Source organism: Vibrio sp. 10N.239.311.G01 (genome assembly GCF_041465805.1).
GTDB classification, from domain to species: domain Bacteria; phylum Pseudomonadota; class Gammaproteobacteria; order Enterobacterales; family Vibrionaceae; genus Vibrio; species Vibrio crassostreae_C.
Genome location: NZ_JBFSRM010000008.1, coordinates 17,693 through 30,353, shown reverse-complemented (window position 1 = coordinate 30,353; position 12,661 = coordinate 17,693). Strand labels below are relative to the sequence as shown.

Genomic DNA, 12,661 nt, shown 5'->3' with positions numbered 1-12,661 from the left:
TATGAATACATTTCTGATTACATTTGGTGTTTTTCTTGCCGTAATCACAGCAATGTCTATTGGCTATATAGTCCAAAAGAAAGTTGTGAAAGGCAGCTGTGGTGGCTTAGGTGCTGTTGGTATCGATAAAGTATGTAACTGCCCAGAACCTTGTGACGCGCGTAAGAAGCGTGAAGCACGTGAAGCTTACCGTGAAGAGAAGCTGGCTGAGCGTCAACAAAAAGAAGCGGCTTGGAGTAAAGACCGTATCGCTTAATTGGTGACAGTCATAGGGGATAGAGTTATCTATGCCCTCAAATTGAAAAGCTCAAGATTATCGTCTTGAGCTTTTTTAGTTTTGAGGTCTAGCAATTAATCTTGGCATACCAAAATGGAAACAAAAGCGAATGACTATTGTTCGATTTGCATGCTGTTACGCGCAAACACTAGTTGGTTTCTACCTTGCTCTTTTGCCGTATAAAGAAGCTCATCAGCGGCTTTGATCTGTTCATCTAACTTCGCGTCTAAATCGGTTACGCCGATACTGATACTGACCTTGATTCTTTGAGAGTCATGCTCAACAACATGGCTTTCAATGGCTTCTCTCATGGACTCTAAGTTGTCAACAAAGCTTTCAAATGCGCCGCACGACTGAATACAAAACTCTTCGCCACCAAAGCGCACAGCGACATCGTCTTTGAAATGATCTTTGATTATTTTCCCTACATCGATCAGCACGGCATCACCACCATCGTGTCCAAAGGTATCATTCACTTTCTTAAAGAAGTCGATGTCCATCATCGCGATGTTTCGTTGATCGCAGCCTTTACAAGGATGATTGAACAGGTAGCGACGATTCCATAAGCCAGTAAGAGCATCCTCGTTGGCATGTCGAAATAGCTCATTAGCCGCTTCTTTCATATCAAGCAGCTGATGGATACGGCAGAAAAACTCTTCTTGGTTAAAAGGTTTGTAAAGGAAATCGTTGGCACCCGCTTTAAGGAATCGCGCTGTCATAGTGCGATCATCACTCCCGGATAATCCTAGAATGGCCAACTGGTTTCTGTCGTGATCGCGTCGAATCTCACGGATCATCGCAATACCGTCTTTCTTCGGCATATCATGGTCTGTAACAACGAACGTAATATCGGGATCGTTATGAAGGAGCTTTAATGCTTGTTCGCCATCTTCGGCTTGGATAGTTTGGATATATTGGTGTTCTAGAAGTTGAGCTATGTAACGGCGAACGACCGCTGAATCATCGACAACCAATGCTTTGTGATGGCGATTATTCGAAATTCTTTGAACCAGGGGAAGTAGGTAGCTTACTGATGACATACTGTCTTTAAGTATGTAATCGATAACGCCTTTGGCTAGGACTTGCTCTCGCAGTTGATTGTCGAACATCCCGGTCAGGACAATGATTTTCTGTTGATAGCCTAAGACGAGATCAATGATCTCGCCGTCTTGGCCGTCAGGTAAACAGTAGTCGAGGACTGCACACAAGAAATCCGTTTCTTGCTCTAAGATCGCTTTGGCTTCTTCTACAGATTCCGCCAACGCAACTTCATAGCCATCGTTCTTAAATTGTTGGTAAAGATAGTTTCTGAATGCGCGACTATCCTCTACCACTAGTATTTTTTCACTCAAAAGCTATCCCTACTTATAGACTAAATACTCCTAACAATACTATCAGAATAGTGGGCGGCGAATGAAGTGAAACCTGTTGAGCTGGACTCTATATCATTTTAAATTTGAGAATAATTGATTATACTGTTCATAGATACAGTTGTAAGGTTGAGTTATTTCTAGATGCGTAGTGCGGACCAAGAGAAAGTGAGAAAAATAATCCATGTTGATATGGATTGTTTTTACGCAGCTGTAGAAATGCGAGATAACCCGTCTTATCGCAATCGACCGCTCGCAGTGGGTGGTCATGAAAAACAGCGCGGTGTTTTGAGTACGTGTAATTACGAAGCGCGAAAGTTTGGTGTTCGTTCTGCAATGCCGACAGCTAAAGCTCTACAACTGTGCCCTGGTTTGCTAGTTGTTCCAGGAAGGATGCCGGTCTATGTAGAGACCTCTAAAAAGATTCGTGAGATATTTTCTCGATATACATCCATCATTGAACCTCTGTCTTTGGATGAAGCCTTTCTTGATGTTACGGATTCGAAGCAGTGTCTTGGTTCAGCAACATTGATTGCGGAGTCGATTCGTCGTGATATTTGGAATGAACTCAACCTGACGGCTTCTGCTGGCATTGCCCCAATAAAGTTCTTGGCGAAAGTGGCTTCAGATCTGAACAAGCCCAATGGTCAGTTTGTTATTCCGCCTCAAGACGTACAAGCTGTTATTGACGAATTACCACTCGAAAAGATTCCCGGTGTTGGTAAGGTGAGTATTGAGAAGCTGCATCAATCGGGTTTCTTTACTTGTAAGGACATTAAAGAATCTGACTATCGAGACTTACTACTGAGGTTTGGCCGCCAAGGTGCATCACTTTGGAAGCGTAGCCACGGCATTGATGATCGAGAAGTTATCATCGAGCGCGAGCGAAAATCGGTAGGTGTAGAGCGCACCTTTACCCAAAACATTTCAAGCTACGCAGAATGTTGGCAGGTAATCGAAGATAAGCTATTTCCTGAACTCGAGACTCGCTTAGAAAAGGCTAGTCCAAGCAAAGCGATCATCAAGCAGGGCATTAAGCTCAAGTTCGCCGATTTTCAACAAACCACGATTGAGCACATCCACGCCTCTCTCGATCGTGAACACTTCAAAGAGCTGCTTAGTGAAATACTGAAAAGGCAGCAAGGACGAGAGATACGCCTGCTTGGCCTAAGTGTGATGCTACAACCTAAAGATCAGATGCGTCAGCTGAGCTTCTTTTAAAGATAATGAGTGAGATGAATACCGACTAAGCCTCAAAGCCTAGTCGGTTTTTTTATAGGTAAGAGTTACCTAGGAAGCTGCTTCACTCGCGCTAAGGTATCACTGAATGGTTGTTGCTCTAACTTTCCGTAGCCGACCATTTTGCTGGCTTTAAGCTTGGTTGAAAGTGGGGTGGCGATTCCACATAGAAAACGAGTAATCGCTTCGTCGGTAATCAACTGTTGGCTAGCCGAAATAAACTCATGTATCCATGTCATCACCGTCTCATCATCGATAGGTTCAACATCAACGGTTGGTAAGATTGCCACTTCTCCTCGACATACAGAGCAGTGACCGCAGTTTGTTGGTGCTTTCTCATCGGCAAAATAACTCGCAAGGCGTGAGCTTAGGCAAGTATCCGCCTCAAAGAAATTCAGCATTTGGTTAAGGCGGTTTATCTCGCTGTTTTCTTTTGCTTTAAACAACTCAGTTAGACGCTCTGACAGTTGCATCATATCTTCAGAAGTATTGTGGATCGCGTAGACATCGGTGATCTGCTTGCTTTCTAGTTCAATCCAACCTTGTTCATTGAAGTAGTCGATAGCCGCAATCACACGCTGACGATCGGCTTGGAAGTGTGTCCAAAGCGCATCGAAGTCGACTTGGCACCACACTCTTGCTTGAGGAGAGCATTGGAAAATCGCTTCGACAAATTGACGACGTTCACTTTGAAATTGCTCTGTGATCTGCTGTTTCGGACGAATGAACTTAAATTTGTAGTCTGCGAAGTAGCTGTACTTGGGCTCAATCACACCTTCAATTTCGAGATACACCAGTAGTGTTTTTAGCGGTAACTGACGAATGTTGGATTCACGTGATAGTTGATTAAGCATGATCTCCCATTGATTCGAGCCAGAAGCGCCAATGTTTTGATTTTCGTAGATCTCTTTTAATACCGCTTGGACCGATATGTTGTCTGGCGTATCACCAAAAACGAAGTTCTCGAGTGTGCTTAAACCGTGTTTGTTAGCCAGTAAAATACATTCAGACGCTTGCCCATCTCGACCAGCTCTGCCGATCTCTTGTGAGTAGTTTTCGATCGATTTTGGTAAGTCAAAGTGAATCACTCGGCGAATGTTGGACTTATCCACGCCCATACCAAACGCGATAGTTGCGACGATACAGCTCACGTCATCATTCATGAATTGGTGTTGAATAGCATCTCTATTTTCAGGCTTAAGACCCGCATGGTAAGCCACTGCATTAACGCCAGCATTGCGAAGCTGCTGAGCCACCATCTCTGCCGTTTGTTGAAGGGTGACATAAACAATAGTCGGAGCGAGAGAAGCTTGGTTAACCACATTGCACAAGGTTTCTAGCTTACTGGTTTGTTCACAAGGTTGAATCGACAGATCGAGATTTTGACGATAGAAACCCGTAACCACAACGCGCTCCTCATCAATTTCAAACTTTGACTTCATATCTTGGATAACCGCTGTAGTCGCAGTGGCTGTCAGTAGTAGAACCTGAGGAATATTGAGCTGTTTTTGGTATTGAGGAAGCTTCAGGTAGTCGGGTCTGAAGTTGTGTCCCCATTCTGAAATACAGTGCGCTTCATCGACCACAAGCAGTGAGATCGACACTTGGGAGATAAACTGACGAAAGCGTTCGTTCTTCAAGCGCTCGACGGAGATCATGAGGATCTTGGTGTCACCGTTACGCACTGACTGCATAACCTGTTGTGTGGTTTGTCGGTCTTGGCTTGATTCGATTGCCGCTGCGCTAATGCCTTTACTGTGCAGGAAAGCGAGTTGGTCTTTCATCAAGGCTAACAGTGGCGATATCACCAAGGTTAAGTGCGGTAACTCTAATGCTGGTAATTGATAGCACAGCGATTTACCTGAGCCTGTCGGGAATATCGCGGCAGTCGAGTGACCAGATAGAACGTTATCAATGACTTGCTTTTGCCCATTGCGCAGTGAGTCGAATCCGAATACTTGTTTTAGCTTCTGCTCAATCATTTATGTTCTACCTGAGTTATTAAGTGTCGTATTGATGCTAAAGCGGGCGCCCATTCATGATAGCGTCGCTTGATGAATCAAATGTCTTGCACCTGATTGTACCTAATTCTATTCTGTAGCTCCTATAGAAAAGCACCCCAATAGTATGAATAAGTCTGAGCTTCGCCAAATAATCATAGAGCAACTTGAATCCCGATTACGTATCGCACAATCTGCTACTCAACGCGCTATTGATGCTGCGACAGATGAAGAGACAGTGCCTGAACATAAGTACGATACATTGGCATTAGAAGCTTCGTATCTCGCCCATGGTCAAGCGGTGAGGGTACAAGAGTGTGAAGACGATATTCAGTGTTATCGTAACTTAGTGTTGCGTGATAGTGAGAAGGTTACGGTGAGCAGTTACGTTGTGGTCATTGACGAGCATGATCAATATAAACACTTTTTTATGGGGCCGAGAGTCGGCGGACTTTCTGTCACGTGGAATGAGAATGAGATTGCCATCGTGACGGCAAATGCACCTTTTGGCCAGGCTCTAATGGGTAAAGAAGTTGGTGATGAGATTGAGTTTAAGGTCGCAGATAAACAGTTTTGCTACGAAGTTATCTCTATCGACTAACTAACTGACTAATAGATATAAAACGTTTCTCTGACAAAGGAGCATATACCAAGGGTATAGTAATCTGTCAGATTGATGAGAGGATGTTATGAAAAGCAATGTATTTATGAAAAACAGTGTATTAATTGCATCGTTAACAGCGGCGATCTCTGTTGTGAGCCTGCCAACATTTGCGGCTCAATGTCGAGTTGATTTGAAGAATGAGTTGCGAATCGATGACCAAAAAGTCGAAATTCATCAGGTAAATGGTGATACCGCCGTGTTCGATGATAATAACGATCTCTATATTCATGGCGAGAAAGTTGAGCTTGATGCTGACCAACAAGCGGCGATTGAAAAATATCGTGAGAGTATGAGTGAGTACATACCACGAGCTAAGCAGATGGCAAGCGAAAGTCTCGCATTAGCCAATGATGTGATTGATGATATTGCTGTTAGTTTAGACTCTCCAGAATCGTTTGATAACGTAAAAGAGTCGATGAAAACGTTTTTCGCAGACCTAGAAGCCCGTTACTACAAAGATGGCGAGCTGGTTTTGCCTGCAGACAGCTTTGAGTCGATGGCCAATGGTTGGTCTGAAGATTTCGAGAAGGCGAAAGAAATCTTTAACCAAGAATTTATCTCTAGCGCTTTTAATGCGATGTCAGAAAAAATGAAACAAGACGGTGGCCTAAACCTGACTGAACTGGCTGACAGTATGGCTGAATTAAAGCTGAAAGTTGAAGAGCGAATGAAAGAACACTCTCAACAAGTACAGGAGGAAGCGAATGAGTTCTGTGATTCACTTGATGAGATGGCAGAACAAGAGCAAGAACTGCATGAAATCATTCCGAACTTAAAAGATTACCAAGTCTTCACAATTTAATTCGAGTCTAGTGATGAATAGTAAGAGCACCGGTCGGTGCTCTTTTTGTTTGTATAAATGGAACCACACGGCGAGTATTTATCTCAATTCAATCCATTTCCTTCTTAAGCCTACTGCTTCGCTTTGTTGCTTATAATTGAACGATAAGACTGGTTTTTTGTTAATTTTGTTGTTCTAAATAGCGCATTGATTGTAAAAATCAGAGAATTGTTCATTTATTGGTTGTGCCTATCATTGCTTTTTATTACTGTACTTCTCAACTAGTTCACTGATTTTTAATGCGGGCGATATGGACCAACAATCTTCCTCTTCAAGAGAGCACTTTAGCTCTCGTTTAGGCTTTATTTTAGCAGCGGCTGGTGCAGCGGTTGGCTTGGGTAATATTTGGGGTTTCCCGACTCAAGTTGCCAGCAACGGTGGCGGTGCTTTCCTTTTGGTCTATTTGATCATGATCTTCGTGGTTGCTTTCCCTATGCTGGTGGTAGAGATGGCTATCGGCCGTCACGGCCAAGCAAACCCAGTTGATAGCATGCGATCTTTGACGACAAACCCTTTGGGTAAGAAAGTCGGTGAGTTTGTCGGTTGGGTTGGACTGAGTGTACCAAGCGCAGTGTTGGCGTTTTACAGTATTGTTGGTGGCTGGTTGATCTGTTTCCTAATTGGTGCGGTCGCGGATCTTATCGGCCTAGAAGCGATTGCTGATTGGTTTAAGGGCTTCAGTGTTGAGCGCAACGTATTTGGTACCGTCGCGTTCTATGTACTGACTATCTTGATTGTGCAGGGCGGTGTTAAGCAAGGCATCGAGAAATGGTCGACTCGTTTGATGCCTGCGCTGTTTGTTTTATTTGGCTTATTGTTTGTTTACATCATGACGCAATCTGGCGCGATGGAAGGCCTAAAACATTACCTTATTCCAGACTTTGAGAAAGTGTGGGATAGAAAACTGATTCTGGCGGCAATGGGACAGGGCTTCTTCTCGCTCACTATTGGCGGTTGCTCGATGTTGGTTTATGGCTCTTACTTAAGCAAGAAAGAGAACCTACCCAAAATGGCGATGAACGTAACTTTGGTGGATACTGCTGTCGCTTTTATTGCTGGCCTAGTGGTGATGCCAGCCATGTTTGTTGCGATGCAAAAAGGCGTACAAATCTATGCGGAAGACGGCTCACTATTAAGCTCTGACACGCTAGTATTCACGGTTTTGCCGTTGATGTTTGATAGTTTAGGTGTGCTTGGTCAGATCTTTGCGATTGTGTTCTTCTTACTACTAACGATTGCAGCACTGACTTCTTCGATTTCGATGCTTGAAGGCCCGGTTGCGCTAGTGAGTGAGCGTTTCAATACCAGACGAACGCCAACAAGCTGGGTAATTGGTGGTGCTATCGCGCTGTTTAGTGTGGTGATTGTTTACAACTTTGCTGCGATGTTTGGCATGGTAGCGATGATTGCAACTCAGTACCTTCAACCGGTCGCTGCATTGATGTTCTGTGTGTTTGGTGGTTGGGTATGGAGCCGAGCTTCAAAAGTGAAAGAGCTTGAACAAGGTTGTCCTGATTTCCAATTGGGTTGGTTTGGTAAGGTTTGGCCAATGTATGTGAAGTTTGTGTGCCCAATTTTGGTAGCAACGGTTATCTGGGCATCTTTCGGTTAATGCAGAACCCTATCTGGGCTTTTTGAAATTACCTCCTCTGAACTTGAAATATTAAGCACAAAGCCACTCATAAAGAGTGGCTTTGTTGTTTTTATATAAAGCTTAGTGGCACGAAATATAAAGCTATAGCGGCACGAACAAGATAGAAAAAAGGCGCTGAACATAATATTCAGCGCCTTTGCATTGTTCGTTAAGCAATCGTGATTACTTAATTTCCATACCTTGAGCTTGCAAGTCCGCATGGTAAGAAGAACGTACAAACGGGCCACACGCTGCGTGAGTAAAGCCTAGCTCTAGAGCAATCTCTTTCAGCTCATCGAACTCAGAAGGCGGCACGTAGCGTTCTACTGGTAAGTGGTGACGGCTTGGTGCTAGGTATTGACCTAGTGTCAGCATAGTCACACCATGTTCGCGAAGGTCTTTCAGTACTTGAACGATCTCTTCTTTTGTCTCGCCAAGACCCATCATCACACCTGATTTTGTTGGGATATCAGGGTGCTGCTCTTTGAATTTCTTCAGTAGATCAAGAGACCACTTGTAGTTCGCACCTGGACGCGCTTTACGGTATAGACGTGGCGCTGTCTCTAGGTTGTGGTTGAAAACATCTGGCGGGTTGTCTTTCATTAGGTCAAGCGCAACGTCCATACGACCGCGGAAGTCTGGAACCAGTGTTTCGATACGAATATTTGGGTTGAGTTCGCGAATCTCACGGTTACAGTCAGCAAAGTGCTGAGCACCGCCATCACGCAAGTCATCACGGTCAACTGAAGTGATTACAACGTACTTCAGTTTCATGTCTTGAATTGTTTTAGCTAGTTTCTTCGGCTCTTCAGCTTCAGGAGCAACAGGGCGACCATGGGCAACATCACAGAACGGGCAGCGACGAGTACAGATAGCGCCAAGAATCATAAACGTTGCCGTACCGTGGTTGAAACACTCGGCTAGGTTAGGACAAGACGCTTCTTCACAAACTGAGTGCAGGTTGTTTTTGCGCATTGCTGATTTGATTTCTTGAATACGATGGCTGTCTGAAGGAAGTTTAATCTTCATCCATTCAGGCTTACGTAGAACTTCTTTCTGTTCAGCAGGCATATTCTTTACGGGAATTAATGCCATTTTGTCAGCGTCACGATATTTAACGCCTTTTTCCATTTGGATTGGTTTGCTCATGATTTTATGCTTCTGCTGTAATGTTACTGGTGGCTTGAATGTCTACTTGGTCATAGCCGAGTAGCTCTACGAGCTCTTGTATTAACTGTTGCTCAACGTTTTCTAGTTCACTTGGTCCACCGAGTTGGCTTACCTGCGCCATTTCCATACCTTGGTAACCACATGGGTTAATACGCAGGAATGGAGACAGGTCCATATCGACGTTGAGTGCTAGCCCGTGGAACGAGCAGCCACGTCGAATACGTAATCCGAGTGAACAGATTTTCTTGCCATCGACATAAACACCAGGAGCGTCAGGTCGGGCAGCTGAATCTATATTGTAAGCTTTCAGAGTATTGATTACGAGGTTCTCGATATGAGTAACCAAATCACGCACTCCGAACTTCTTGCGGCGGATGTTAATCAGAAAGTAAGCGACTAATTGGCCTGGGCCGTGATAAGTCACTTGGCCACCGCGATCGCTTTGTATTACAGGGATATCACCAGCATTCAATACATGCTCGGCTTTACCTGCTTGTCCTTGAGTGAAGACAGGGTTGTGTTCAACCAACCAAACTTGGTCTACGTCTTCTTCCGTGCGTTCGTCTGTGAACTTATGCATGGCTTTCCATACAGGTTCGTAATCCTGACGGCCTAATTTTTTTACGATTAGCTTATTTTGCAAAGCTGCACTCCCTCAAGGATTAATAAAGTGAACGCATTATAAACGCGAAACATGATTCTAACTACAGACGGACTGCAAGGTTTTTCAACTTTCTTTGTATTTATTGAAAATTAAGTTGAATGAATTTGAGCTAGATAGGGTGCTTTAAACAAAAACAGCGGCAATAAGCCGCTGTTTTTCATGTGCAATCGGAGATTACAGAACCATACGAACGATTTCGATCTCGCCCAGTTCTTTATAAAGAGTTTCTACTTGTTCAATTGAAGTCGCAGTAATATTGATAGAAACAGAGTGGTAGTTACCTTTCGCACTCGGTTTTAGCGTTGGGCTGTAGTCACCAGGAGCATGACGCTGGATCACTTCTAGTACTAGCTCAGTCAGTTCTGGCTTAGCGTGGCCCATTACTTTGTAAGTGAATGAACAAGGGAACTCTAAGAGGTCTTTTAGTTTTGCATCAGAATTGATGTTCATGATTAGCTCCAAAAGGCTAGACGCTCGCAAATTGGCGAAATGTCGATAAAAAGCGTGTTCGGTCAACAGACACGAGTAATAAGGCGGAATATTACGTGTAAATATCACCGAACTCAAGATCAACAAAAGCCGCACATGGCGGCTTTTGGTTCACTAATGAGCAAATCATGAACTTACTCATTAGGTTAGCTATATAACAAGCTTAGGTTTTACCTAGAACAAACCTTTGGCTTGTTTAGAAGAAACCCTTGAATAGAAGAACTAGGTAGTCCCATAGACGGCTGAATAGGCTGCCTTGGTCTACATCTTCAAGTGCTAGTAGGGGGTATTCAGCAACGTCTTCACCGTCTACTTGGTAGAATAGTTTACCAACTACATCGCCTTTGCTGATTGGCGCTTCTAGCTCTTTCTCAAGAACGAAGCTTGCCTTCAGGTTCTTAGCTTGACCACGAGGTAGCGTAACGAAAGTATCTTCGTCGACACCCAGTGCAACGGTGTCTTTACTGCCCATCCAGATCTTCTCTTCTACGAAGGTTTCACCCGCTGTGTGTGGTGCCACTGTTTCGAAGAAGCGGAAGCCGTAGCTAAGCAGCTTTTTACTTTCTGTCTTACGAGCATTAGCATTCTTGGTACCCATAACTACAGCAACTAGGCGCATTTTGCCTTCGGTCGCTGAGCTTACTAGGCTGTAACCTGCATTGCTTGTGTGGCCCGTTTTGATGCCATCAACGTTCATGCTCTTATCCCATAACAGACCGTTACGGTTGTACTGGGTGATGCCGTTGTAAGTGAATTTCTTCTGTGAGTAGATACGGTACTCGTCTGGTACGTCGCGAATCAGCGCCTGACCAAGTAGCGCCATATCGTAAGGCGTTGAGTATAGGTTCGGGTTGTCTAGACCGTGCACGTTAGCGAAGTGCGTGTCTTTCATACCGATAGAGCTTGCCCATGCGTTCATTAGGTCAACGAATGCATCTTCAGATCCGGCGATGTGTTCAGCCATCGCAACACAAGCATCGTTACCTGACTGAACAATGATACCGCGGTTCAGTTCTTCAACTTTAACCGTTGTACCTACTTCAACGAACATCTTAGATGAATCTGGGAAGTTTTTAGCCCAAGCATTTTCACTGATTACAACATCGTCGTTTAAGTTGATGTTGCCACGTTCTAGCTCTTGGCCAATTACGTAGCTCGTCATCATCTTGGTTAAACTTGCTGGAGAAAGTTGAGTATTCATCTCTTTCTCTGCTAGTACTTTGCCTGAATGGTAATCCATCAGAACAAAACCTTTAGCGGCGATTTGAGGTGCATCAGGAACAACAATAGGAGCGGCGAATGACGATGTAGCTATCGTTGCAGAAAGAGCAACAGAAGTAGCAAAAATCGATTTAACAAGTTTATTAGATTTAATCATTTTGAATGCAATTATTTGGTGAACTATTCATATATTAACAGAATCACTCTGTCACACCAGAGCGCTGATTACCAGAAGTAACTGTTAGATTAATTAGCGAGTTAGGGTGTGTTTTTTTATATAAGCTGACGGGTAACCCATTAGCTTAACTTGTTCTAATTTCTCTTGAGTCAGAGCATAGTCATGAAATGGCCCAATCATCAGACGGTATTTGTCATCATTTGGCTGCAAGAACGTTGCTACTTCTAGCTTTTCGGCTAGATCTTTCGCTAACTTTTCGGTCCTATCTTCATGTGGAGATGTTGCGACTTGAATAATAAATTGCGGTAAAGCAGCCTTTTTATTTGCGTCGGTTGGCATAGCCACAGTAATGACTTCAATCTCAACATTTGCCGTGCCGGTTCTCAACACATCGAGCTTGTAAGCTGCCGCATAACTAAGGTCAATGATTCGGCCTTCATGGAATGGGCCGCGGTCATTGATACGAACAATTGTCGTTTTGTTGTTTTCAGTATTCGTCACTTTTACATAGCTTGGAATTGGCAATGTTTTGTGCGCCGCAGACATCGAATACATGTCGTAGATCTCGCCGTTCGACGTTAAGTGGCCATGAAATTTCTTACCGTACCAAGAGGCTTTGCCTTTCTCAGTAAACCCTTCGGTCTTCTTTACGATCTTGTAGTCTTTGCCACGTAAAGTGTAATCCGTGTTACCACCTAAACTATAAGGTTCATACTGAGGGTGAGCATCCTCGAGATGCTCTACTGAGATCGGTGCGTCTGGTGCAATATCTGAATCAATATCGTAGCGGCCTGTTGGCTGCTTTGAAGAACAACCATTGATTAAAATCGCTAGCCCCAAGATAGAGACTATTTTTTTGATTGGCAGCTCTTCAACCAAGGATGCTTTTTTTTGAAACGTTGTAATAGACATCGA

12 protein-coding genes are annotated in these 12,661 nt (G+C 44.0%); 5 read left to right on the top strand and 7 right to left on the bottom strand.

Annotation, left to right across the window (positions count from 1 at the left end):
- Window position 1: 1 nt before the first annotated feature.
- Entirely contained in the window at window positions 2-256 is a 255-nt protein-coding gene (nqrM, locus tag AB6D06_RS08490) for a (Na+)-NQR maturation NqrM (protein WP_372110112.1), read from the top strand.
- A 134-nt stretch (window positions 257-390) separates the two neighbouring features.
- On the opposite strand, the gene AB6D06_RS08485 is transcribed toward nqrM, so the two are convergent.
- Window positions 391-1,629 carry a response regulator gene (locus tag AB6D06_RS08485; protein ID WP_017064183.1) on the bottom strand — a complete coding sequence of 413 codons (1,239 nt, stop codon included), beginning with the start codon at window positions 1,627-1,629 and terminating at the stop codon, window positions 391-393.
- Between the two features lie 162 nt (window positions 1,630-1,791).
- Here AB6D06_RS08485 and dinB point away from each other — a divergent pair, with 162 nt between their 5' ends.
- Window positions 1,792-2,868 carry a DNA polymerase IV gene (dinB, locus tag AB6D06_RS08480; RefSeq protein WP_372110111.1) on the top strand — a complete coding sequence of 359 codons (1,077 nt, stop codon included), beginning with the start codon at window positions 1,792-1,794 and terminating at the stop codon, window positions 2,866-2,868.
- A 65-nt stretch (window positions 2,869-2,933) separates the two neighbouring features.
- Here the strand turns inward: dinB and AB6D06_RS08475 are convergent, their stop codons facing one another.
- The gene (locus AB6D06_RS08475) at window positions 2,934-4,868 is read right to left on the bottom strand and encodes an ATP-dependent DNA helicase RecQ (protein ID WP_372110110.1); all 1,935 of its coding nucleotides are present in this window, start codon (window positions 4,866-4,868) and stop codon (window positions 2,934-2,936) included.
- Window positions 4,869-5,013: 145 nt separating this feature from the next.
- Between AB6D06_RS08475 and AB6D06_RS08470 the strand changes: the two genes are divergently transcribed.
- The 3 genes from AB6D06_RS08470 (at window position 5,014) to AB6D06_RS08460 (ending at window position 8,003) form a co-directional block, all read left to right on the top strand.
- Window positions 5,014-5,487, top strand: coding sequence for a GreA/GreB family elongation factor (locus AB6D06_RS08470; RefSeq protein WP_017059917.1), 474 nt, complete (start codon window positions 5,014-5,016; stop codon window positions 5,485-5,487).
- Window positions 5,488-5,575: 88 nt separating this feature from the next.
- Window positions 5,576-6,352, top strand: coding sequence for a YggN family protein (locus tag AB6D06_RS08465; RefSeq protein WP_372110109.1), 777 nt, complete (start codon window positions 5,576-5,578; stop codon window positions 6,350-6,352).
- A 289-nt stretch (window positions 6,353-6,641) separates the two neighbouring features.
- Window positions 6,642-8,003 carry a sodium-dependent transporter gene (locus AB6D06_RS08460; protein WP_171732569.1) on the top strand — a complete coding sequence of 454 codons (1,362 nt, stop codon included), beginning with the start codon at window positions 6,642-6,644 and terminating at the stop codon, window positions 8,001-8,003.
- 204 nt (window positions 8,004-8,207) lie between these two features.
- Here AB6D06_RS08460 and lipA read toward each other — a convergent pair whose 3' ends face one another.
- From lipA to AB6D06_RS08435, 5 genes are all read right to left on the bottom strand, one after another.
- A complete protein-coding gene (lipA, locus tag AB6D06_RS08455) occupies window positions 8,208-9,173 on the bottom strand; it encodes a lipoyl synthase (RefSeq protein ID WP_017064177.1) in 966 nt (321 codons plus the stop codon).
- 4 nt (window positions 9,174-9,177) lie between these two features.
- Entirely contained in the window at window positions 9,178-9,837 is a 660-nt protein-coding gene (gene lipB / locus AB6D06_RS08450) for a lipoyl(octanoyl) transferase LipB (RefSeq protein ID WP_004737632.1), read from the bottom strand.
- Between the two features lie 195 nt (window positions 9,838-10,032).
- Window positions 10,033-10,311 carry a DUF493 family protein YbeD gene (ybeD, locus tag AB6D06_RS08445; RefSeq protein ID WP_026084358.1) on the bottom strand — a complete coding sequence of 93 codons (279 nt, stop codon included), beginning with the start codon at window positions 10,309-10,311 and terminating at the stop codon, window positions 10,033-10,035.
- Between the two features lie 232 nt (window positions 10,312-10,543).
- Window positions 10,544-11,725 (bottom strand): serine hydrolase, encoded by a 1,182-nt coding sequence (locus tag AB6D06_RS08440; RefSeq protein ID WP_372110108.1) that lies wholly within the window; start codon window positions 11,723-11,725, stop codon window positions 10,544-10,546.
- A 93-nt stretch (window positions 11,726-11,818) separates the two neighbouring features.
- The gene (locus tag AB6D06_RS08435; RefSeq protein WP_372110107.1) at window positions 11,819-12,658 is read right to left on the bottom strand and encodes a septal ring lytic transglycosylase RlpA family protein; all 840 of its coding nucleotides are present in this window, start codon (window positions 12,656-12,658) and stop codon (window positions 11,819-11,821) included.
- Window positions 12,659-12,661: the final 3 nt, after the last annotated feature.

What these genes read in the sequence shown, in the direction of transcription:
- AB6D06_RS08475 (WP_372110110.1), bottom strand. Translation starts at nt 4,868, where the DNA reads ATGATTGAGCAGAAGCTAAAACAAGTATTCGGATTCGACTCACTGCGC.
- nqrM (WP_372110112.1), top strand. Translation starts at nt 2, where the DNA reads ATGAATACATTTCTGATTACATTTGGTGTTTTTCTTGCCGTAATCACA.
- AB6D06_RS08440 (WP_372110108.1), bottom strand. Translation starts at nt 11,725, where the DNA reads ATGATTAAATCTAATAAACTTGTTAAATCGATTTTTGCTACTTCTGTT.
- AB6D06_RS08465 (WP_372110109.1), top strand. Translation starts at nt 5,576, where the DNA reads ATGAAAAGCAATGTATTTATGAAAAACAGTGTATTAATTGCATCGTTA.
- AB6D06_RS08460 (WP_171732569.1), top strand. Translation starts at nt 6,642, where the DNA reads ATGGACCAACAATCTTCCTCTTCAAGAGAGCACTTTAGCTCTCGTTTA.
- AB6D06_RS08435 (WP_372110107.1), bottom strand. Translation starts at nt 12,658, where the DNA reads ATGTCTATTACAACGTTTCAAAAAAAAGCATCCTTGGTTGAAGAGCTG.
- dinB (WP_372110111.1), top strand. Translation starts at nt 1,792, where the DNA reads ATGCGTAGTGCGGACCAAGAGAAAGTGAGAAAAATAATCCATGTTGAT.
- AB6D06_RS08470 (WP_017059917.1), top strand. Translation starts at nt 5,014, where the DNA reads ATGAATAAGTCTGAGCTTCGCCAAATAATCATAGAGCAACTTGAATCC.
- lipA (WP_017064177.1), bottom strand. Translation starts at nt 9,173, where the DNA reads ATGAGCAAACCAATCCAAATGGAAAAAGGCGTTAAATATCGTGACGCT.